This is a genomic window from Pseudomonas aphyarum (genome assembly GCF_028657055.1).
Classification (GTDB): domain Bacteria; phylum Pseudomonadota; class Gammaproteobacteria; order Pseudomonadales; family Pseudomonadaceae; genus Aquipseudomonas; species Aquipseudomonas aphyarum.
Map to the genome: position 1 here is coordinate 392,448 of NZ_JAMDGS010000002.1, position 22,102 is coordinate 414,549.

Here is a 22,102-nt window from a genome sequence, read left to right on the forward strand (position 1 = left end):
TTGTGCGAGCCGCGAACGGCGACCCGGACAAAATAGGCTTCGGCTGTTCGGAATATCAAGCAGCAGCCAACAAAAAGAATTCCGGTCGATGAATCCGTGATTCAGGGCAGGTAAATACTGAACACGCCGCCGCCCAACGGGCCGCCATTACGGATCTCGGTCCGGCCGCCAACACCGTTGCGCTGATGCAGCGCGGCGATGCGTCCGGCGAAGTACAGACCAAGGCCGGTGCTGCCGCTGCTGTGGTTGATGCCCTGCACATAATCGGACTGACGCTCGAGCATTTCGACCGGGTAGCCGTCGCCGTCGTCATTGATGCTCAGCACCAGTTGACCAGCCTCGTCGCTGACGGTGATCAGCAGCGATTCACGGGCGTAGCGGATCGCATTGTTGATGCAGTTGCCCAGCACCGAGGCAATCAGTTCACGGTCGAAGAAGCCCAGGGGACTGAGCGGATCGACTTCGTAAGTGGCGATGATTCCGCGACTGGCGAACACTTCCTGATGGGCCGCCAGTTGCGCCTCGATGAAATCGTCCAGCTCGTGATAGGCCGGCTGCAACGGCATCTGATTCACCCCAAGCTTGTACAGCCCGAGCAGTTGCACCAGCATGCCGTTGAGATGGGCGAACTCGAAGTCGATCACGCCCTGCTCCGTCCCTTGGCGCTGTGCCTCGGGCAGGCGCGCCAGCCATTGGCTGTGGGCCTGCATCAGCATCGCCAGAGAGTTTTTCATGTCGTGCACGGTGGAGGCGATCACCGTGGAAAAATCCAGTGCCTGTTCGTCTTGGTTCATTCGCCAAACGCCTTGCTTTTCAGCTTCTGATAACGCGGATAACGCGCGTCGGTGTCGGGCATCAGGCCGACCAGTTTCAGGCAGGCCCGACATTCTTCCAGCTCCGCCGACGGCACATTGGTGTCGGTGCCGTGCAGCAGCGACTGGGCCATGTTCAGCGCGATACTGATGTTCTTCGGTTGCATCTTCAGCGCCTTGCGGAACACCTCACGGGCCTCCACCAGGTTGCCGGTCTTGTACACGCGCACGCCCTGACGGTTGAGGTCGGCGGCGGCGTTGCTGGAGCTGAGAATAGTCGGGTCGTCGGTGAGCTTGGCGATGTCTTTCATCACCGTCGGGTCATCGCCGTAGATTTCCGCACAGCTCTTGAGCATCGAGGTGCCCGCCTCGGCCTGGCCGAGCATCTGCAATTGCTTGGCCACCAGCAACGCCGCCTCGGGACTCATGAACTGCTCCATGCCGTCGAGGCGCATCAGCGCTTGCTCGGTGAGCTTCTCGGCGGTCTCGGCATCGTTGAGCAACAGGCTCGTGGCCTTCATCAGACGCGCGCGAATCTGCAGGCCCGGATCGGTCGGGTTTTCTTTCGCCACCGCACTCAGTGTGGTGTTGATCTCCAGACGCGTGCGGGTGTCGAGCCCGCGTTCGCTGCCCTTGCTGATCAGCGCGTGAGCCAGGCCCAGATTGCTTTCCGGATCCTTGAAGCGCGATTGCGCGCCCTGATTCACCGCCTGGCGATAAGCCCGGGAAGCGGTGTCGAAATCTTCGTTGGCCATCGCCAGCTTGCCCAGCAACGCCTGACGGCGCACGGCCAGCGGCGACAGGCGAATCGCCTCCTCCAGCACTTGCTGCGCGCCTTTGGTATCGCCTTCGGCGACCAGCACGTCGGCCATGCCGTCATACAGCGCCGGCATCATCGGGAAGACCTTCAGGGCTTTTTCGTAAACGCCTTTGGCCTGACTGACCTGCCCGCGCTTGAACAGCAACTTGCCCAACCCGGCAAACGCCCACGGCAACGGCCGGTCGGCGATGATGCTGTCGTAAAGGCGCTCGAGCGCTTCGTTCTGGTTCATGTCGCGCAGTGCATCGGCGCGATAGCGCAGGCACAGCGGCGAATAACGGATGTCCTGTTTGCACAGGGCGATGCAGGCGTTGAGCACCTCGACCGGTTTGCCACGGTCGAGAGCTTGCAGAATCGGCTTGAGCAGGGTCTTGCGCTGCTCCAGACGTTCCAGCCGCTGAGCCAGGCCGGAACGGTTGAACGGCTTGGTCAGGTACGCGTCCGGCTCGTGCTCCAGGGCACTGAGCACCATCGCCTGGCTGGTCTCGGCCGTAACCATCACGAACACCGCTTCGTGGCTGATCAGCTTCTCCATCATCAGGTCTTCCAGCACCTGCTGACCGTTCTTCTTGCCGTCACCGAGGTGGAAGTCCTGGAGGATGAAATCGTAGGACTTCTGCGCACACATTTTCAGCGCCTGCTCACCGGTGTCGGCGGTATCCACATCCTTGACGCCCAACTCGCGCAACATCGAACGCACGGAACTGCGGAAATCCGAGAAATCATCGACGATCAGAAAACTCTTTTGGTGATACGACAGCATCGAGGATTTCCAGGCAATTGAAGAGGATGGACCATTTCCAGGCGCGCAGATGATAGCTGCCGGCCAAATGCTATCAAGCGATTTCGCGCGACTCTGAAGTCACCGAATGGGTTATCGGCCGGATCAGCGGTTCTCTTGAAGCGAGGGTTCAAGATTCGTTGCGCAAGGATTACCCTGCGCGGCGGTTCTCACCTTCCAACGGCAAAGGATTCATCGTGTACATCAAGGGACGCTACATCGTGTCGGCCTGTGCGCTGCTGTTTTTTCAGCAGGCACTGGCGAGCGGAATGGACTGCACAAAGGCGGCCAGTGTTGTGGAGAACGCGATTTGCGCGGACAAGCCGTTGTATGAGCTGGATGCGCAGATGGGGGCGGCTTACCGGAAGTTGATGAAGGCTGCACCGGCGCAGGCCGACGTGAAAAAGGCTCAGCGTCAGTGGCTGAAGGAGCGTGATCGATGTGGCGAGGAGGTCAGTTGTCTGAAGCGGCGTTATCAGGATCGTTTGCAGATTCTGAACGCGCAGTGGCTCGACGCGGTGGCCTACAAACCGGACGACATTGATAAACAGGTCATTGAGGATCTGCAGCAGCGGGTTCGGGAGATGAGCAAGGAGAATCCGGAGTTTGCGCTGGAGCGGGCGCTGAATTCTATGACGCTTGGCTACGTCGGCAGCTCGTTTTCAGCCGAGCTGGATGAAGATGAGCAACCGCTCTTCCCCACGACTATCCCCAAAGATGTCACGCAAGACGAGTGGAAAGCACTGCAAGCATCCGACATCAAGGGAGCCGCAGAGTCCGGCCAAACCTCGTACACCCTGATGGATCTGGATGGTGACGGCCAGCGTGACCTCATCGTGGAAACCTACTCCGGCGGCACCGGGATGTTTCATTACACGGAAACCTGGCGTCGGGGCGACAGCAGATTTATCAGGAGAACGGCTGAGATTGCCCCTCAGAACAGTAACGACAGCGTCCTTTTCTATACTAATGACCGCGGTGCCAATCAGGCCGTGTATCTGATCGGTGCTCGCGGAAAAATCTATTTCGCCTACCAGAACGGCAGCTACGGCGAAGATCAGGTCTACCTGCTCAATCCTCTGAAGATCAACCGGCAGGTGCCGACGATCAGCGTGCGCTACGACTACCAACTGACCGTTCCACACACTCAGTACATCGAGGACAGTGATAAAGCGTACGAACTGGAACCGTCCCTGCAGAAAGTGCTCGCCAAAGCCGTGACCGGTCTGGACACAAATACGGGGATGACGGGACAGCAGAAAAAGCCGCTCTGCCCCATCCCCCAATCCGCCAAGGACATCGAGGAATACTACGGCTACGGTGCGAGCTACTACGCGATCGAACCTGTCGCCGATTTCCCCGTGATCATTGGTGATGATTGTTATGTCGCAAGACTGATCAACTGGTTCGGCAGCTACGATGAAAAGAATGGGCTCTTCGCAAAATTGACGATGCGCAAGCCAGAAACTGAGAGCCAGGAGCGCGGATATACGGTTAACGGGCGTCGGCATATCACCCAGGTCAGCACGTCGATTGGCAAAGCTGAGGGTGGCGCCGAGACGTACTAGGTCTTTTCCCACGCAGCAAAAAGCCCCGCCAGATCACTCTGCGCGGGGCTTTTCAATAGATGGTGTCCCAGGGCAGGTTCGAACTGCCAACCTTCCCCTTAGGAGGGGGATGCTCTATCCAATTGAGCTACTGGGACACAGGACTGTCGGTGCGACAGACGGCGTGCATGTTAACGGCCAGGCCCTGATTTGTCATGTCGTCCGCAGGGCTTTTTAAGTGTAGGCAGGCGCCTTGCAAGGGTGCCGGATGTTTTACCGTGCAATTTGCATCACCGCAAAAAGCCATCATTGCAGAATGCAATGCACCCTCTTCGAAAAACCCTCTTAAATGCTTGTTTTTAAAGGACTTAACAGCGGTTAGACTATTGGCACGGCGGCTGCTTTACCGGTTCTTATACAAGAACAATCGGAGACTCGTCTCATGAACAGCGCCCTCGTGTTCGCAAACGCCATCGCACTGGCCGTCCTGGTGGGCTTTCACTTCGTCCCCGAGGACAACGAGAAAGTGGCCGGGCGCATGCCGCATTACCTGCAAGTGCAGAAGGCGCCGCAATGGGCGGTGTTGAGCGATCAGAGCTTCGCCCCGCAAGCGGTCAGCGAGTCTGAACAGGCGTTGCCGGCGCATTCGACTGAACGTCTGGTGTTTTGAAAATATCTTCAGGAGTACAGCATGTCCAAGTCAGCTGCAGGATTTCTGATCCTCGCCTTATTGAGTGGCCTCGGGCATTTTTCGCTGTTCGAGGAAACCGAAATATCCCTGCCCCTGATCGGTTGCGGCGTTTTCTCGGCGCTGTTCGTATTGGCGCTGGTGGCCGGGCGCAAGATCAAGTTTGATCCGGTCTTGCGCTAAGCCTGACCAGTTCCAGAAGATGATTGACGGCATCGGCCAGGTCGCCCGAGTTGTCGATCAGGTGCACAGGGCTGTCGGTTGAACGCCTGTCCTTGAACAGCGTGTTGCGGGCCAGCCTCGCATCGATCTGCTCAAGCGTCTCCCGGCCACGCCGGAGCAGGCGCTCACGCAAGACGTTATCTCGCACCGTCAGCAACACCGGCACCAGCGTCGGGTAGCTTTCCAGCGCTTGTCGAAGGTTCGCCCGAGACCCGTTCACCAGGACGTGTTTGCCGGCTTTCAACCATTGGTCCATTTCCACCGGAATCCCGTAGGCAAGACCGTTGGCCTCCCACGCCAGCGAAAACTCGCCGGCGCGCTGACGTTGCTCGAACTCCTGCGGCGTCACGCCAATCGCATCCTCACCCACGGATTCCGCCGAACGGGTGATCACTCGCCTGATGATTTCGCAGTTCAACGCCCGTAAGGGTTCACGCGCAGCCTCGATCAGACTGTCCTTGCCGGAGCCGGAAGGTCCCATGAGGTAAATCAGCCTGCCATCCATCCTGAAAACGCCCTCCGGCGGGCATTTGCCCCTAGTAAATCGGCCATTTGCCACTATCCTGTACAAGGTAAGGAACAACGATTCAACCCGCATAGCATGCACGTTCTGACGCCTTCGGGCATCAGTCGACGTGTTTCAGGACGCGGTCAGTGATACGGGCCGATACTTTCTTTTCAAACCAGTCCGCATTTCTGATAATTGGTGCTGGCATTACGCCTTTACCCGGATCAATATTTGTCACAGAATTGACGCCAATGATCTGGCAATTTTGAGGCATGATGCGCGCCTCATAACAATTCAGGTTGAACCATTTGGCGCGGATGCTTGTCCTACCACACATCCTGCGGCCAATCCCGAGAACCGCTCCCCTGAACTAACCGGTTAAATATATGCGCCCATTGAAACAGGCAATTTATTCCAGCCGTACGGCTGACAAGTTCGTCGTACGTCTGCCAGACGGAATGCGTGAACGCATTGCCGAGGTGGCTCGCAATCATCATCGCAGCATGAACTCCGAGATCATTGCGCGCCTTGAGCAGAGTCTTATTCAGGAAGGTGCACTGGGCGAAGAGCTGAGCATGCGCCTGGACAGCCCGGAGCTGTCGCTGCACGAACGCGAGTTGCTGCAACGCTTCCGCCAACTCTCCCATCGCCAGCAGAACGCGCTGGTTTCTCTGATCGCCCACGACGCCGAAATGGCCGCAGACGCATCCTGAGTCAAACCGAACATCTCAAGCCAGCATGAATGCTGGCTTTTTTTTGCCCGCAATTCGGGCTTCTCACAGGCGAAAAAAAGCCCGCCAATTGGCGGGCTGTTTTTTAATGCGGTCGGTCAGAGCAGGAAAATCGTCGCCAGCCCCAGGAAGATGAAGAAGCCACCACTGTCGGTCATGGCCGTGATCATCACACTGGCGCCCATCGCCGGATCGCGGCCCATCTTGGCCAGTGTCATCGGGATCAGCACCCCCATCAACGCTGCCAGCAGCAGGTTCAACGTCATGGCGGCGGTCATCACTACGCCCAGTGACCAGCTGCCATAGAGCAAGTAAGCGACCACGCCGATCACACCACCCCAGACCAGACCATTGATCAACGCCACGGCCAGCTCTTTGCGCATCAGGCGCGAGGTGTTGCCGGTGCTGACCTGATCGAGCGCCATGGCGCGAACGATCATGGTGATCGTCTGGTTGCCGGAGTTACCGCCGATGCCCGCCACGATCGGCATCAACGCCGCCAGTGCCACCAGCTTCTCGATCGAACCTTCGAACAGGCCGATCACCCGCGACGCGACGAATGCCGTGATCAGGTTGATTGCCAGCCATGCCCAACGGTTGCGCAGGGATTTCCAGACGGAGGCGAAGATGTCTTCCTCTTCACGCAGACCCGCCATGTTGAGGACTTCGCTTTCGCTCTCCTCACGAATCAGGTCGACCATTTCGTCGATGGTCAGACGGCCGATCAGCTTGCCGTTCTTGTCGACCACCGGGGCCGAGATCAAGTCGTAACGTTCGAACGCCTGAGCGGCGTCGTAGGCGTCTTCATCCGGGTGAAAACTCACCGGGTCACTCGCCATGACTTCGGAAACCTGTTTCTCCGGATCATTCACCAGCAAACGCTTGATCGGCAGCACGCCCTTGAGCACACCGTCGTAGTCGACCACGAACAGTTTGTCGGTATGACCCGGCAGCTCTTTCAGGCGACGCAGGTAACGCAGAACCACTTCGAGACTGACATCCTCACGGATGGTCACCATCTCGAAGTCCATCAGCGCACCGACCTGCTCCTCGTCGTAGGAGAGGGCCGAACGCACACGTTCGCGTTGCTGCTGATCCAGAGTCTCCATCAGCTCATGGACGACGTCTCGCGGCAGCTCGGAGGCCAGGTCAGCAAGTTCGTCGGCATCCATGTCCTTGGCCGCAGCCAGGAGCTCGTGATCGTCCATGTCGGCGATCAGAGTTTCACGGACGGAATCGGATACTTCGAGAAGAATGTCGCCGTCGCGATCGGCCTTGACCAGTTGCCAGAGCGTCAGACGATCGTCCAGCGGCAGGGCTTCAAGAATGTAGGCGACGTCGGCGGAGTGCAGATCATCGAGCTTGCGTTGCAGCTCGACGAGGTTTTGCCGGTGGACCAGGTTCTCGACCCGGTCATGATGCGGGCCTTCCTGGCGATGAGTCAGGTCTTCGACGACCCGCTGGCGCTGCAGCAGCTCGACGACCTGAGCCAGGCGATCCTGCAGGCTTTCCTGTGTTTTCTTTACTTCGATTTCGGACATAGGCGAACTCCACTCCCAGCAGCGGGGCACGCCGGAAGGATCAATCAGTCAATTCATGATTGGTGAAACGGGTTACTGAATAACTACTGGGTAAGTCCATGGAGGTTTTCCATAAGCCCCGGCGGGGCTGACGGGCGCAATGATACACCGCCTGACGGTTTTAAACGTTAAAAAATCGTGGCTGAAACAAGCGCTTGCGAGACAAAGCTGAGCGCTGTCCTGATCCTTCACACTGCGACGACTCATCCTGAAAAGAAAACACACCGGCGGTGAAAAAACTGCCGACTACGCTTGAGGACAATCGTCATGGAGGACGCCGAATGCCATCGAAAACATCCCGATTCATGCTGACCACCCTGCTCTGCCTGCCCAACATCGGGAGCGCAACGACACTTCATCGCTGCGAAGCAGCTGATGGTCGCGTCACGTTCACCACGTTGAGCTGCGCGAACGACGAGCACCTTTCATTGCAGGAAGTTCGCCCCTACTCGCCTGGCTCGACCGTGACACTGATACCCGAAGCCCGGCACGAAGAAATATCCGGTATGAATATCAGAAAACGAGAAATGGCCGTCGTCGGGCGCACTCACGATAAATGTGGAGATCTGATCGATGCACGACAGAAACGCGAGGCGATCATCAATCAACGAATCATCGCTGGCATGAGCCAACAGGATGTTGAAAGCGCCTTGGGCAAACCCGACAAGGTGAGCATCCGCAATTCGGCAACGAGTTATCGTTACGACCTCAAGCGAGGCCGCAGTGCTCAAATCGATTTTGATGAGAAAGGATGCGTGACGGGAAAAGCCAAATCCCGGACAGCAAAAAGCCCGCGTTAAACGCGGGCTTTTCGGTATATGGTGCACTCGACAGGATTCGAACCTGTGACCGCTCGGTTCGTAGCCGAGTACTCTATCCAGCTGAGCTACGAGTGCAATTTGTGTTTTTAGACCAGACCACAACTGGCTGTAACCAAGTCATCTGCATTGCTGCAACTGACTCTTAAATGGTGCACTCGACAGGATTCGAACCTGTGACCGCTCGGTTCGTAGCCGAGTACTCTATCCAGCTGAGCTACGAGTGCATTTTGTGTTTTTAGACCAGATCACAACTGGTTGAAGCCGAGTCATTTGCATTGCTGCAGCTGACTCTTAAATGGTGCACTCGACAGGATTCGAACCTGTGACCGCTCGGTTCGTAGCCGAGTACTCTATCCAGCTGAGCTACGAGTGCATTTGTTGCGCCGCATTATAGCCCGTCTAATCTCTATTCCAACCACTTTTTCTATAAATTTCAACAACTTACAGAAAAAGCCAGATTACAACGTACTAAGCAAATAATGGCGGAGAACGGGGGATTCGAACCCCCGACACCCTTTTGAGGTGTACTCCCTTAGCAGGGGAGCGCCTTCGGCCACTCGGCCAGCTCTCCGCAACACGGGGCGTATATTAACCACCTTCTTCCCCGTTTGCAAACATAAAAATCGATAAAAATTAATGGCTTGGTTCTTCGTCCTTCTCTTTCTTTATACGCAGATAGATTTCTTCACGGTGCACGGCCACCTCTTTCGGGGCGTTGACGCCGATACGCACTTGATTTCCTTTAACGCCGAGCACGGTCACGGTGATTTCGCCATCACCGATAATCAGGCTTTCTGCGCACCGACGAGTCAGAATCAGCATACCTTTCTCCTCACGCGAATCATTTCAGGGACAACAGTCTGCAAAAAAAAGGCACCCGACCTACAACCGGAGCGATCGTAGCCCTACATGCCTGAGTATTGACCAGCGCGAGCAAAAGAACAGTTCAGGGCTCGCGCCATTCAAAAAATAAAGGGCGCGGTCAGACCGCGCCCTTCATTGACCAGGATTACTCGCCCTGACGGGCCGGAGCGTCCAGTTCGAAAGCCGTGTGCAGGGCGCGCACGGCCAGTTCCAGGTACTTCTCTTCGATCACCACGGAAACCTTGATTTCCGAGGTCGAGATCATCTGGATGTTGATGCTTTCTTTTGCCAGGGATTCGAACATGCGGCTGGCCACACCTGCGTGGGAACGCATGCCGACGCCGACGATCGAGACCTTGGCAATCTTGGTGTCGCCAACCACTTCACGGGCACCGATCTCGCGAGCGGTGTTTTCCAGCACGGTTTGCGCGGACTGGTAGTCGTTGCGGTGCACGGTGAAGGTGAAGTCGGTGGTGTTATCGTGCGCGACGTTCTGCACGATCATGTCGACTTCGATGTTCGCGGCACTGATCGGGCCGAGAATCTTGAAGGCCACGCCCGGGGTGTCTGGCACGCCACGGATGGTCAGCTTGGCTTCATCGCGGTTGAAAGCGATGCCGGAAATGATCGGCTGTTCCATGGTTTCCTCTTCATCAATAGTAATGAGGGTGCCCGGACCCTCCTTGAAGCTGTGCAGTACGCGCAGCGGAACGTTGTACTTGCCGGCGAACTCCACCGCGCGGATCTGCAGCACCTTGGAACCGAGGCTGGCCATTTCCAGCATCTCTTCGAAGGTGATCTTGTCCAGACGCTGAGCGACCGATACCACACGCGGGTCAGTGGTGTAGACACCATCGACGTCGGTGTAGATCTGGCATTCGTCAGCCTTCAGTGCAGCGGCCAGCGCCACACCGGTGGTGTCGGAACCGCCACGACCCAGGGTCGTGATGTTGCCGTGCTCGTCGACGCCCTGGAAACCGGCAACCACAACCACGCGACCTGCTTTCAGATCACCGCGAATCTTCTGGTCATCAATCTGCAAGATACGCGCTTTATTGTGCGCGCTGTCCGTCAGGATCCGCACCTGGTTGCCGGTGTACGACACCGCCGGCACACCGCGCTTGATCAGCGCCATGGCCAACAGGGCGATCGTCACCTGTTCACCGGTGGAAACGATCACGTCCAGTTCACGCGGAACCGGTTGATCTTCGCCACTGATTTGCTTGGCCAGATCGATCAGACGGTTGGTTTCGCCGCTCATTGCAGACAGCACAACCACCAGGTCATCGCCGGCATCGCGGAATTTCTTAACCTTGTCGGCGACCTGCTCGATTCTCTCGACAGTGCCGACCGAGGTGCCTCCAAATTTCTGTACGATCAAAGCCATTTCAAAGCCGCCTCTGCCCATGAAGGGCGCCCAATAATCACTCAAACAGCCGCCGGGCCCGCCACTAGACTGCGGGCCCGACGGGCCGTCTTATAAACCCTGCTCGACGAATGGAACGGTCAGCGCCAGTGCGCCATCCAGTGCGCCGGCGTCGACACCGCCGCCCTGCGCCATGTCCGGACGACCACCGCCCTTCCCGCCCACTGCCGCAGCAGCCTGTTTCATCAAATCACCGGCTTTGAGTTGGCCAGTCAGGTCCTTGGTTACACCTGCAACCAGTACGACCTTTTCCTCATGGACACTGCCGAGCAGGATCACTGCGCGGCCGAGTTTGTTTTTCAGCTGATCGACCAGCGCCAGCAGCGCCTTGCCGTCCTGACCATCCAGACGCACGGCCAGCACTTTCACGCCCTTGACGTCCACGGCCGAGGCCGACAGATCGTCGCCTGCGGCAGCAGCGGCCTTGGCCTGCAACTGCTCGAGCTGCTTTTCAAGCGCACGGTTGCGCTCCAGCACAGCCGACAGCTTGTCGATCAGGTTGTCGCGGCTGCCCTTGACCAGGCTGGCCGCTTCCTTGAGTTGTTCTTCAGCAGCGTTCAAGTAAGCCAGCGCCGCAGCGCCGGTGACCGCTTCGATACGACGCACGCCCGATGCCACACCGCCTTCGCTGATGATTTTCAGCAGGCCGATGTCGCCGGTACGATTGGCGTGGATACCGCCGCACAGCTCGACGGAGAAATCACCGCCCATGCTCAGCACGCGCACGTTGTCGCCGTACTTCTCGCCGAACAGCGCCATCGCGCCTTTCTGCTTGGCGGTTTCGATGTCGGTTTCTTCGGTTTCAACGGCGGAGTTCTTGCGAATCTCGGCGTTGACGATGTCTTCCAGCGCCTTGATCTGCTCAGGCTTGATCGCTTCAAAGTGGCTGAAGTCGAAACGCAGACGCTGGCTATCAACCAACGAACCTTTCTGCTGAACATGCTCACCCAGCACCTGACGCAATGCAGCGTGCAGCAAGTGGGTGGCCGAGTGGTTCAACGAAGTCGCATGACGCACTTCAGCATCGACATGCGTTTCAACCGGTGCAGCGATAGTCAGGCTGCCGGACGCCAGCACGCCGTGGTGCAGGAACGCGCCGCCGGTCTTGGTGGTGTCACGTACGTCGAAACGGCTGTTGCCGGCCTGCAGGTAACCGCAATCGCCCACCTGGCCGCCGGATTCAGCGTAGAACGGCGTCTGATTCAGAACGATCACCGCCTCTTCGCCTTCATTCAAGACGTCGACCGATTGGCCATCTTTATAGATAGCGACAATTTTTGCCGAACCGCTGGTGTCGGTGTAACCGGTGAACTCGGTGGCCACATCAACTTTGACCAGGGTGTTGTAGTCCAGACCGAACGAACTGGCCGAACGTGCACGAACACGCTGGGCTTCCATCTCGCGTTCGAAACCGACTTCGTCAATGGTCAGGCTGCGCTCGCGAGCGATGTCCGCCGTCAGGTCCATCGGGAAACCGTAGGTGTCGTAGAGTTTGAACACCACGTCACCCGGCACCACGGTGCCTTTGAGTTCCAGCAGATCCTGCTCGAGAATCTTCAGGCCGTGATCCAGGGTCTTGGAGAATTGTTCCTCTTCGGCCTTGAGCACGCGCTCGATGTTGGATTGCTGCTTCTTCAGTTCCGGGAATGCTTCGCCCATCTCGGCGACCAGTGCCGCAACGATCTTGTAGAAGAAGCTGCCGGTGGCGCCCAGCTTGTTACCGTGACGGCAGGCACGACGGATGATCCGGCGCAGCACATAGCCACGGCCTTCGTTGGACGGCAGCACGCCGTCGGCGATCAGGAAACCGCACGAACGGATGTGGTCGGAAACGACCTTGAGCGAAGACTGGTCGCCATTTTCGCAACCGATTGCCTCAGCCGAAGCTTTCAGCAGGTTCTTGAACAGGTCGATGTCGTAGTTGGAGTTGACGTGCTGCATCACCGCACTGATCCGCTCCAGGCCCATGCCGGTGTCGACCGACGGCGCTGGCAACGGATGCAACACGCCGTCGGCGGTGCGGTTGAACTGCATGAACACGTTGTTCCAGATCTCGATGTAACGGTCGCCGTCTTCTTCCGGCGAACCCGGAGGGCCGCCCCAGATGTGGTCGCCGTGATCGTAGAAAATCTCGGTGCATGGGCCACACGGGCCGGTATCGCCCATGGTCCAGAAGTTGTCGGACGCGTAAGGCGCGCCTTTGTTGTCGCCGATGCGGATCATGCGCTCGACCGGCACACCGACTTGTTGGGTCCAGATGTCATACGCTTCGTCGTCGGAGGCGTAGACGGTGACCCAGAGCTTTTCCTTCGGCAGCTTCAGGACACCGGTCAGGAAGGTCCAGGCGAAGGTAATCGCGTCGTGCTTGAAATAGTCACCGAAGCTGAAGTTGCCCAGCATTTCGAAGAAAGTGTGGTGACGGGCGGTATAACCGACGTTTTCCAGGTCGCTGTTCTTGCCACCGGCACGCACGCATTTCTGGCTGCTGGTCGCACGGGTGTACGCGCGCTTTTCCTGGCCCAGGAAGCAGTCCTTGAACTGGTTCATCCCCGCGTTGGTGAACAGCAGGGTTGGGTCGTTGCCCGGAATCAAAGAGCTGGAGGCTACACGGGTGTGGCCTTGCTCTTCGAAGAAGCGAAGGAAGGCTTCACGGATTTCTGCGCTTTTCATTAGGTTCTTCCACGGAGGCTGCGGCCAAAGGCCTGTACGAAACGTCAACAGACGAAACGACGGCAAAGGGCCGCATTATATCGGCCCTGCGCGCGGGGTACAGCGTGTTTATACGATAGAAACGGTCAATTGGGTGGCTAACGCTGTCACTTGCGCGAAAACTCGACGAATGTCGCGATCACTTGCTCGATTTGCGAGCGATTGACGTCCATGTGCGTGACCATCCGCAGCCGGGCGGCAGCACTCAATTTGATCCCGCGTTCGGCGGCAAATGCCTTGATCGCCTCGGCGCGGTCGCCCATCTGCACGTAAACCATGTTGGTCTGCACCGGCTCGACTTTGTAACCGGCCTCGCGCAGGCCTTCGGCCAGCAACTGCGCGTTGGCATGGTCATCCGCCAAACGCTCGACGTTGTGATCCAGCGCATACAGCCCAGCCGCCGCCAGCAATCCGGCCTGACGCATGCCGCCACCGACCATTTTGCGCAGGCGCCGGGCCTTGGCAATCAACGCCGACGAACCGCACAGCACCGAACCGACCGGCGCGCCGAGGCCTTTGGACAGGCACACCGAGACCGAATCGAAATATTGGGTGATTTCCCGGGCATCGACCCCGAGCTTGACCGCCGCGTTGTACAGCCGCGCGCCGTCCAGATGCAGCTGAAGGCCGTTGTTCTGTGTGAACTGGCGAGCCCGGGCCAGATAGTCCAGCGGCAGCACCTTGCCCTGCATGGTGTTTTCCAGCGCCAGCAGGCGGGTGCGGGCGAAGTGGAAATCGTCAGGCTTGATCGCTGCTGCCACCTGATCCAGGTCCAGCGAACCGTCGACCTGCACTTCCAGCGGCTGTGGTTGAATCGAACCGAGTACCGCTGCGCCACCGCTCTCGTACTTATAGGTGTGCGCCTGCTGACCGACGATGTACTCGTCACCGCGCTCGCAGTGCGCCATCAACCCCAGCAGATTGCTCATGGTGCCGGTCGGGACGAACAGAGCGGCGGCGAAACCCAGCCGTTTCGCCAGTTCGGCTTCCAGACGATTGACCGTCGGATCTTCGCCATACACGTCATCGCCGGTGTCGGCGCGGGTCATCGCGTCGAGCATGGCGGGAGTCGGTTGAGTGACGGTGTCGCTGCGAAGATCGATAACGCTCATGAACCTGGCCTCAAGTCAGTAGGGGAAATCCCTTTACGAAGAGGAATTACTGCGGGCACAGCGTGGATTAATCAACCCTCGCGCAAGGAAAAGTCGTTTCCGACGCTTTGAAAAATCCGATGGCAATCATCACAAAGGCGCAATGCACAGCCCGGCAATCTGTGTTAAAAACGCAGCGCCGCCCGATAAAGGGCGGCGAAACGTTCTCAGGGCGGGGTGCAATTCCCCACCGGCGGTAATTGCGCGCAATGCGCATAGCCCGCGAGCGCTTGGTGACGGACACGGCAAAAGCCGTGAGCGGTGGCAAGGTCAGCAGACCCGGTGTGATTCCGGGGCCGACGGTCATAGTCCGGATGAAGAGAGAACGGGATTGACGCCAAAGGGCCGTCCGCCGTGTTCGCGCGAGCGTGCGTACCCTTGAATCCCTTTCGATTCATAACGCCCTGTTTTTCACACAAACAGGAGTCAGAACATGCAACCCACCGCTATCGACAGCAAAAGCAAACACACCCACGGCGAGCGCGTCGCGTTCATCCAGGCCTGCTGGCACAAGGAAATCGTCGACCAGAGCCGTAAAGGCTTCCTCGCCGAAATGATTGCTCAGGGTTATCAGGAATCGGACATCGATTTCTTCGAAGTCGGCGGCGCCTTTGAAATGCCTCTGCACGCCAAACTGCTTGCCAAGACCGGCCGTTATGCCGGTATCGTTGCCGCCGCCCTGGTGGTGGACGGCGGAATCTACCGTCACGAGTTCGTCGCCCAGTCGGTGGTCAGCGGCCTGATGCAGGTTCAGCTGGAAACCGAAGTGCCGGTGTTCTCGGTGTCACTGACCCCGCACCACTTCCATGCCGGCGAAGAACACCAGAAGTTCTTCTTCGAGCATTTCGTGCACAAGGGTCAGGAAGCGGCGAAGACCTGCGCCGATACGTTGCAGAAAGTGCGTGCGTTGCGCCGTACCGAGCCGCGTGCTGTAGCGGTCTGATGCAATAACGATCTCCCCCGCGCGCTGCGCGGGGGAGATTCAGTTTCAGGCAAGATTTTCGTCAGTGGTCGGCACGATCAGAATGCCCGCCCGCAGGCCGTTCTTGACCTTGGGGTTGGGGAAGATAATCCGCGCGCCCTGCTCTTCGATGATCCAGCGGGTATTGGCCAGGTCTTCGGCCAGCACATAACCCACATCCAGTTCCGAAAAGTTTTCGATGTCCGCCGGCAGGTTCAGGCGGAACGCATCGCTGTGCTTGATGATTTCCCGTGCCACGCTGAACAGTTGCAGACCGTCCAGGCCCTGCTCGGCCATTTCCGGCTCGCTGCCTTCGATGATCTGCTTCAGACGGGTTTCCAGCAGCGACACATTGACCCCGGCGTTCTGCCCGAATGGCCGCGCCTTGCCCAGTTCCAGCGTGAAGGACTCGGCCCCCAGCTTGTCGTAGGTGTAGGAGCTGAACACGATCGACGGCTTGTTCTGCAACAGCACCGCTTCCATGCCGGCGGCGCGCAGACGGGCCAGTTCAAGACGGGAATGCTGGCGACCTTCCTTCCACGGATACAAAGCGAACTGCTCGATCTTCGAACCGCGAATCGCGGTGTGCAGGTCGTAGTGCAGGCGCTGACGGTCAGGAAGGCTGAAGAAACTTGCCGCCAGGCGTTCCAGCTCGCAGGCGCGCAGGGCTTCGGAACCGCTGCTTTGTTCGTGACGGCCGTTGAACAGCCGATTGACGTCCTGCTCGACGAAACGCTCGCCCTTGCGAATCGCTTCCGGGTTGCCGAACAGGAACAGAATGCGTGCGCGCGGCTTCAGATCGCCGCGAGCGATGTCGTGCAGCAACCGGTCGAGCAATTCGATCGGTGCCGTTTCGTTGCCGTGGATGCCTGCCGACAGCAGCAGGTCCAGGCCATTGTCGCGTGCTTCGGGTGGCCGGACTTCCAGCGCACCCTCGCTCAGCCAGCGCATGCGCACGCCTTCGACAGTCAGTTGAGTCTTCTCCGCCGGTTCGCGGCCGGCGAGGGTCAGTTCAAGCAGTTTGCCGAGGGCGAGCATAGAGCGGTTTCCTTAGTGGTCGTGATTGCAATCCGGGCCGTGCACGTGGCCGTCATCGTCGCCGAGATCAGCCGGTTCCATCTCCAGTTGCAGACTTACCAGATTAGTCGCCAATGGGCGCAATAGCAGGTTGGCGTACTCTTCGTCGCCCTCTTCGACGTCCACGCCGATCAACAGTTGGCCGCGGCCGTCCTGCTGGATCCACAGCTCTTTGCCTTGCCACATGACCGCGACGCGGGTGCAGGACGTTTGCAGTTGCGTGCCGTCGGTGTCTTCAAGGATCAGCTGCAGGGAATCGCTCATGTTTTACGCTCTCTTGGGGAGATGGAACCGTGCGCCGCGACGAAGCGGCGCGCCGGCCATCAATTGATCTGGAATGGATAAACCGCGCCCAGTTTAAGGATTTGCGTCAGTTCATCCAGTGCCGTCCGGCATTCAAGCAGCAATTGCGGATCCGCCAGATCACTTTCGGTCAGGCGGTCGCGATAGTGCTTTTCAACCCATGCGGTCAACGAACCGTACAACGGGGCAGTCATGATAACCCCTGGGTTGACGGCCGCCAGCTCGGTTTCGTTGAGCGCGACGCGCAGGCGCAGGCACGCCGGGCCACCGCCGTTCTGCATGCTTTGCTTGAGGTCGAAGACTTTCACTTCGCGGATCAGGCCGCCGGAGCTGGTCAGGCCTTGCAGGTAGTTCCACACGCGCTCGTTGCCACGGCACTCTTCCGGCACGATCAGCAGCATCGAACCGTCAGGACGCGACAGCAGCTGGCTGTTGAACAGGTAGGAACGCACCGCGTCGTCCACGGTGACCGCCGAACGCGGCACGCAGACCGACTGGAAGTTGCCGCCGACCTTGGCCAGTTTGGCTTGCAGTTCGGCCAGCATCTGATCGGTGTCGAGGAACGCGTCCTCGTGATAGAACAGCACCTCGCCGTTGCCCACCGCGATCACGTCGTTATGGAACACGCCCTGATCGATCACCGCAGGATTCTGTTGCGCGTAGACCACGCCGTCGTCACGCAGGCCGTGCAAACGAGCGACTGCTTGCGACGCTTCGAGGGTCTGGCGCGCCGGGTATTTCTGCGGTGCCGGATAACGGGTGTCGAACGCACTGCGACCGAACACGAAGAACTCAACGCCGGCCTCGCCGTACTCACGGCAGAAACGCGTGTGGTTCGCCGCGCCTTCGTCGCCGAACTGCGCCACTGCCGGCAATGCGGCGTGGTGAGCGAAGTGCTGCTGGTTGGCGAACATCGCGCCCAGCACGCGACTGGTGGTCGGGTGCTCGATGCTGCGGTGGTATTTGCAGTTCAGGTTGGCGGCGGTGAAGTGCACGCGACCGTCAGCGGTGTCGGCGCTCGGGCTGACCGTGGCGGCGTTGGCCACCCACATGCTCGACGCCGAGCAGCTGGCAACCAGCAACGGCATCGCTTCTTTGGCGGCGCGCTCGATCACCTGAGCATCGGTGCCGCTGAAACCCAGACGGCGCAGAGCAGCCACGTCCGGACGCTCCTGCGGTGCGAGAACGCCCTGCTGAAAGCCCATTTCCATCAGCGCTTTCATTTTCGCCAGACCTTGCAGCGCCGCTTCCTTCGGGTTCGAAGACTGCTGGCTGTTGCTCTGGGACGCAACGTTGCCGTAGGACAGACCACCGTAGTTATGGGTCGGCCCCACTAGACCGTCAAAATTGACTTCATAGGATTTCATCAGCGAGGCTCCACGAGAATCTGTTGTTATAGGCTTCAGTAACTATTCTTTGAGACCGCGGCGCGGCCATCGCTGGCAAGCCAGCTCCCACAGGAATCTCATCGTCCTTGTGGGAGCTGGCTTGCCAGCGATGGGCATCACGCCATCTTCACGCCAGGCGTCAGGGCCGCCGGCAACACCAGGCTTGGAGTTTCCAGCGAGGCCACCGGGTACGCGCAGTAATCCGCCGCGTAGTAGGCGCTGGCGCGGTGGTTGCCCGAAGCGCCGACACCGCCGAACGGTGCGCTGCTCGCAGCACCGGTCAGCTGTTTGTTCCAGTTGACGATACCGGCACGGCTTTCCAGCCAGAACTGCTGGTAGCGCTCTTCGGAATCCGACAGCAGGCCAGCGGCCAGACCAAACGCGGTGTCGTTGGCTTCGGCAATCGCCGCCGCGAAATCGGCGTAGCGGATCACTTGCAGCAACGGGCCGAACAGTTCTTCGTCGGAACGCTCGGCAACCGCCGTCACATCAACGATGCCCGGGGTCAGCAGCGCCGACTGCGCCTGTGGCTGAGTCATCGCCAGCAGCGACACTGCACCGTTGGCCAGCAGATGCGCCTGGGCATCCATCAACGCTTTCGCAGCGCCAAGGGAAACCACCGAGCCCATGAACGGCGCCGGTTGCTGATCGAACGCGCCGACCTCGATGGTCGAGCTGACTTCCACCAGACGCTTGAGCAGGCTGTCGCCCCACGCGCCTTCCGGCACGAGCAGACGGCGGGCACAGGTGCAACGTTGACCAGCAGAAATGAACGCCGACTGAATAATCGTGTAGACCGCTGCGTCGAGGTCGGCGACCTGATCGACCACCAGCGGGTTGTTGCCGCCCATTTCCAGCGCGAGGATCTTGTCCGGACGACCGGCGAACTGCTGGTGCAGGTGATTGCCGGTACGGCTCGAACCGGTAAAGAACAGACCATCGATGCCCGGATTCGCCGCCAGAGCGATACCGGTTTCACGGGCGCCTTGCAGCAGGTTCAGGACACCGGCCGGCAGACCGGCTTCGATCCAGCACTTGACCGTCAGTTCGGCGACTTTCGGGGTCAGCTCGCTCGGTTTGAACAGCACGCTGTTACCGGCCAGCAGCGCCGGCACGATGTGGCCGTTCGGCAAATGGCCAGGAAAGTTGTAAGGGCCGAACACCGCGACCACACCGTGGGGCTTGTGGCGCAATACGGCGGTGGCGTCGCCCAACGGGCCGCTCTTCTCGCCGGTACGTTCGCGGTAGCTCTGCACCGAGATGGCGATCTTGTTGACCATGCTGGTGACTTCGGTCGCGGCTTCCCACAGCGGTTTGCCGGTTTCTTCACCGATGGTGCGGGCCAGTTCGTCGGCATGGTTTTTCAGCGCGGCGGCGAACGCTTCGAGCACGCTGATGCGATCTTCCAGGGTACGACGGGCCCAGCCCGGGAACGCCTGCCGCGCAGCCTGCACGGCCGACTCGACCTGAGCGGCCGTGGCGCCCTCCCCCGACCACAGCACTTGCTGGGTCACCGGGTTCAGCGATTGAAAAGCCTCGCCCTGACCGGCCAGCCACTCACCTGCGATGTATAGCGAATTCATTATTTCGACTCCCGGGCAGCGGACAACGCCACGGCGCGAACCTGATCGCCAGCGTTGAGTTGAAGACGTTTGGCGGTCAGCGGATCGACCACCAGGGTGCCGGCGGCCAGACGGGCCGGCGCAGCCGTGATGCGGCAGTCTTCGCGTTTGCGGTTATGGATGATGAACGGCGTGGCGTCGTCGCCCGGCGTGCCGATGGCCAGCACCAGCGCTTCGCTGTCACGCACTGCGCGGATCTTGCTGGTCTCGCACTCGATGGCGGGGCCTGCGTCGAAGATATCGACGTAACCCTGATAGCTGAAGCCTTCGCTCTTGAGCATCGCCAGCGCAGGCTCGGTGTCCGGGTGCACCTGGCCGATGACGTTGCGCGCGTCCGGCGACAGGAAGCAGGTGTACAGCGGGAATTTCGGCATCAGTTCAGCGATGAATGCCTTGTTGCCGACACCGGTCAGGTAATCGGCCTGGCTGAATTCCATCTTGAAGAAGTGACGACCCAGGCTTTCCCAGAACGGCGAACGACCGGCGTCATCCGACACGCCGCGCATCTCGGCGATGATCTTGTTGCCGAACAGTTGCGGGAATTCGGCGATGAACAGCATCCGCGCCTTGGACAGCATGCGGCCGTTGAGGCCGGTGCGGTAATCGGCGTGCAGGAACAACGAGCACAGCTCGGAGTTGCCGGTCAGGTCGTTGGCCAGGAACAGCGTCGGAATTTCGCGATAGATGTTCAGTTCCTGCGAGGCGCTGACGGTCAGGCCGACGCGGAAGTTGTACCAAGGCTCGCGCAGCCCGACGGCGCCGGCGATGGCGGAAATCCCCACCACGCGACCGTTGTCGTCTTCGAGCACGAACAGGTAGTCCGCGTCACCACGGCCGGCTTCACCGCGAAAGGTCTTCTCGGCCCAGCCGACCCGGTGGGTCAGGCGCTCTTCGTTGGCCGGCAAAGTGGTCAGGCCGGTGCCGGTGCTGCGGGCCAGGTCGATCAGAGCGGACAAATCGCTGCTGCGTACGGGACGAACAATCATGCTATCTCCTCAAACGGGCCGCCGTGGCCACCCGTGAAACTCGCTAAGGCGTTAAACCGCCACCAGGCGCACGCTGGCACCTTCACCGACGCCCAGGGCTTCGGCCGCTTCCAGATCCAGGGTCACCGGTTTGCCCGGTGCGTAATCCAGCTCAAGCAATACCGCGCGGTAATCCTGCAACTGGGCATTGGCCACCAGATACTGGCGACCGGCACCTTTGACCGGCTCGCCGATCTTCACCGGCACCACACGGCTCTGGGCGATCGAACGGATCCCCGAAACGCGCGCATGCAGGGTCGGGCCACCGTCGAAAATGTCGATGTAGTGATCGGTCTCGAAGCCTTCGCGCATCAGGATGTCGAAGGTGATCTGCGCGCGCGGGTGCACCTGGCCCATCGCTTCCTGAGCGGAGTCCGGCAGCAGCGGCACGTAGATCGGGTAATGCGGCATCAGCTCGGCGAGGAACGTCCGGCTTTTCAGGCCACACAGACGCTCGGCCTCGGCGTAGTTCAGGTCGAAGAAGTTGCGACCGATGGCGTCCCAGAATGGCGAGTCGCCGTTCTCGTCGCTGTAACCGACGATCTCGGTCACCACCGAATCGGCGAACCGTTCCGGGTGGCTGGCGACGAACAGCAGACGGCCACGGGAGTTGAGTTCAGACCACGGCGAACCCACCAGCTCGCGCTGCACGTAGAAACTGGTCAGCAAGCTGTTGCCGGTCAGGTCGTGGCATTGCGAGAGCACGTGGATCTTGTTGTGGATCTTCAGCTCGCGGGAGGCGTGCACGAAGGTCTCGTTGCGAAAGCTGTAGAACGGCTCGGAATAACCGGCCGACGCGACGATTGCCGAGCAGCCCACCAGTTTGCCGGTGGCGGTGTCTTCGAGGACAAAGAAGTAACTCTCTTCGCCGTTGAAGCTCACTTCGGCGGCAAACGAGGCTTCGCTCGCAGCGATCTTGTCGCTCAGGCGTTCAACGTCATCCGGCAAGGAAGTGACACCAATCGGGCTGTCCGCAGCCAGACGCTGTACCTCGCCCAGATCAGCCATTTGCGCGGGGCGCATCACCAGCATGGTGTCACTCCTTTCTCTACTTCAGGTCGGCGAA

General features: G+C 59.5%; 20 protein-coding genes, 5 tRNA genes and 1 riboswitch. Of the genes, 6 read left to right on the top strand and 19 right to left on the bottom strand.

Annotation, left to right across the window (positions count from 1 at the left end):
- Positions 1-101 precede the first annotated feature (101 nt).
- On the bottom strand, positions 102-794 hold the full coding sequence (locus M5G18_RS03505) for a sensor histidine kinase (RefSeq protein WP_273899361.1): 693 nt from the start codon (positions 792-794) through the stop codon (positions 102-104).
- Positions 791-2,395 (bottom strand): tetratricopeptide repeat-containing response regulator, encoded by a 1,605-nt coding sequence (locus M5G18_RS03510; RefSeq protein ID WP_273899360.1) that lies wholly within the window; start codon positions 2,393-2,395, stop codon positions 791-793. Before M5G18_RS03510 ends, M5G18_RS03505 begins: the two co-directional genes overlap by 4 nt.
- Positions 2,396-2,610: 215 nt before the next feature.
- Here M5G18_RS03510 and M5G18_RS03515 point away from each other — a divergent pair, with 215 nt between their 5' ends.
- Positions 2,611-3,981 (top strand): lysozyme inhibitor LprI family protein, encoded by a 1,371-nt coding sequence (locus M5G18_RS03515; protein ID WP_273899359.1) that lies wholly within the window; start codon positions 2,611-2,613, stop codon positions 3,979-3,981.
- Positions 3,982-4,041: 60 nt separating this feature from the next.
- Here M5G18_RS03515 and M5G18_RS03520 read toward each other — a convergent pair.
- Positions 4,042-4,118, bottom strand: a tRNA-Arg gene (locus tag M5G18_RS03520).
- Positions 4,119-4,402: 284 nt separating this feature from the next.
- Here M5G18_RS03520 and M5G18_RS03525 point away from each other — a divergent pair.
- Positions 4,403-4,630, top strand: coding sequence for a hypothetical protein (locus tag M5G18_RS03525; protein WP_085701582.1), 228 nt, complete (start codon positions 4,403-4,405; stop codon positions 4,628-4,630).
- Between the two features lie 21 nt (positions 4,631-4,651).
- Entirely contained in the window at positions 4,652-4,831 is a 180-nt protein-coding gene (locus M5G18_RS03530) for a PA3371 family protein (protein WP_007960291.1), read from the top strand.
- Here M5G18_RS03530 and phnN read toward each other — a convergent pair.
- On the bottom strand, positions 4,806-5,375 hold the full coding sequence (phnN, locus tag M5G18_RS03535) for a phosphonate metabolism protein/1,5-bisphosphokinase (PRPP-forming) PhnN (protein ID WP_273899358.1): 570 nt from the start codon (positions 5,373-5,375) through the stop codon (positions 4,806-4,808). The genes M5G18_RS03530 and phnN overlap by 26 nt on opposite strands.
- A 389-nt stretch (positions 5,376-5,764) precedes the next feature.
- Here phnN and M5G18_RS03540 point away from each other — a divergent pair, with 389 nt between their 5' ends.
- Positions 5,765-6,091 carry an Arc family DNA-binding protein gene (locus M5G18_RS03540; protein ID WP_003178899.1) on the top strand — a complete coding sequence of 109 codons (327 nt, stop codon included), beginning with the start codon at positions 5,765-5,767 and terminating at the stop codon, positions 6,089-6,091.
- 116 nt (positions 6,092-6,207) lie between these two features.
- Here M5G18_RS03540 and mgtE read toward each other — a convergent pair whose 3' ends face one another.
- Complete coding sequence (gene mgtE, locus M5G18_RS03545) at positions 6,208-7,650, bottom strand: magnesium transporter (protein WP_007960287.1); 1,443 nt, start codon at positions 7,648-7,650, stop codon at positions 6,208-6,210.
- Positions 7,651-7,970: 320 nt separating this feature from the next.
- On the opposite strand from mgtE, the gene M5G18_RS03550 reads away from it, so the two are divergent.
- Positions 7,971-8,489, top strand: a complete 519-nt coding sequence (locus M5G18_RS03550) for a cell envelope protein SmpA (protein WP_273899357.1) — start codon at positions 7,971-7,973, stop codon at positions 8,487-8,489.
- Positions 8,490-8,508: 19 nt separating this feature from the next.
- On the opposite strand, the gene M5G18_RS03555 is transcribed toward M5G18_RS03550, so the two are convergent.
- The 8 genes from M5G18_RS03555 to ltaE form a co-directional block, all read right to left on the bottom strand.
- Positions 8,509-8,585 (bottom strand) — tRNA-Arg (locus M5G18_RS03555).
- Positions 8,586-8,657: 72 nt separating this feature from the next.
- Positions 8,658-8,734, bottom strand: a tRNA-Arg gene (locus M5G18_RS03560).
- Between the two features lie 72 nt (positions 8,735-8,806).
- Positions 8,807-8,883, bottom strand: a tRNA-Arg gene (locus M5G18_RS03565).
- A 107-nt stretch (positions 8,884-8,990) separates the two neighbouring features.
- A tRNA-Ser gene (locus M5G18_RS03570) sits at positions 8,991-9,081 on the bottom strand.
- 62 nt (positions 9,082-9,143) lie between these two features.
- Positions 9,144-9,332, bottom strand: coding sequence for a carbon storage regulator CsrA (csrA, locus tag M5G18_RS03575; protein ID WP_002554426.1), 189 nt, complete (start codon positions 9,330-9,332; stop codon positions 9,144-9,146).
- A 187-nt stretch (positions 9,333-9,519) separates the two neighbouring features.
- Entirely contained in the window at positions 9,520-10,761 is a 1,242-nt protein-coding gene (locus M5G18_RS03580; RefSeq protein WP_007951048.1) for an aspartate kinase, read from the bottom strand.
- A gap of 90 nt (positions 10,762-10,851) precedes the next feature.
- Complete coding sequence (gene alaS / locus M5G18_RS03585) at positions 10,852-13,470, bottom strand: alanine--tRNA ligase (protein WP_127799427.1); 2,619 nt, start codon at positions 13,468-13,470, stop codon at positions 10,852-10,854.
- Positions 13,471-13,616: 146 nt separating this feature from the next.
- The gene (ltaE, locus tag M5G18_RS03590; protein WP_273899356.1) at positions 13,617-14,621 is read right to left on the bottom strand and encodes a low-specificity L-threonine aldolase; all 1,005 of its coding nucleotides are present in this window, start codon (positions 14,619-14,621) and stop codon (positions 13,617-13,619) included.
- A gap of 198 nt (positions 14,622-14,819) precedes the next feature.
- A riboswitch (FMN riboswitch) is annotated at positions 14,820-14,991 on the top strand.
- A 102-nt stretch (positions 14,992-15,093) separates the two neighbouring features.
- On the opposite strand from ltaE, the gene M5G18_RS03595 reads away from it, so the two are divergent.
- Complete coding sequence (locus tag M5G18_RS03595) at positions 15,094-15,603, top strand: 6,7-dimethyl-8-ribityllumazine synthase (RefSeq protein ID WP_011335530.1); 510 nt, start codon at positions 15,094-15,096, stop codon at positions 15,601-15,603.
- A 45-nt stretch (positions 15,604-15,648) separates the two neighbouring features.
- Here M5G18_RS03595 and astE read toward each other — a convergent pair whose 3' ends face one another.
- From astE to aruF, 6 genes are all read right to left on the bottom strand, one after another.
- Positions 15,649-16,659, bottom strand: a complete 1,011-nt coding sequence (gene astE, locus M5G18_RS03600; RefSeq protein WP_163976196.1) for a succinylglutamate desuccinylase — start codon at positions 16,657-16,659, stop codon at positions 15,649-15,651.
- A 12-nt stretch (positions 16,660-16,671) separates the two neighbouring features.
- On the bottom strand, positions 16,672-16,962 hold the full coding sequence (locus M5G18_RS03605; protein WP_011335531.1) for a hypothetical protein: 291 nt from the start codon (positions 16,960-16,962) through the stop codon (positions 16,672-16,674).
- Positions 16,963-17,021: 59 nt separating this feature from the next.
- A complete protein-coding gene (gene astB, locus M5G18_RS03610) occupies positions 17,022-18,368 on the bottom strand; it encodes an N-succinylarginine dihydrolase (protein WP_085607454.1) in 1,347 nt (448 codons plus the stop codon).
- 137 nt (positions 18,369-18,505) lie between these two features.
- Positions 18,506-19,975 (bottom strand): succinylglutamate-semialdehyde dehydrogenase, encoded by a 1,470-nt coding sequence (gene astD, locus M5G18_RS03615; RefSeq protein WP_273899415.1) that lies wholly within the window; start codon positions 19,973-19,975, stop codon positions 18,506-18,508.
- On the bottom strand, positions 19,972-20,997 hold the full coding sequence (astA, locus tag M5G18_RS03620; protein WP_064598805.1) for an arginine N-succinyltransferase: 1,026 nt from the start codon (positions 20,995-20,997) through the stop codon (positions 19,972-19,974). Before astA ends, astD begins: the two co-directional genes overlap by 4 nt.
- 51 nt (positions 20,998-21,048) lie before the next feature.
- Positions 21,049-22,068 (bottom strand): arginine/ornithine succinyltransferase subunit alpha, encoded by a 1,020-nt coding sequence (gene aruF / locus M5G18_RS03625; RefSeq protein WP_007951057.1) that lies wholly within the window; start codon positions 22,066-22,068, stop codon positions 21,049-21,051.
- Positions 22,069-22,102: the final 34 nt, after the last annotated feature.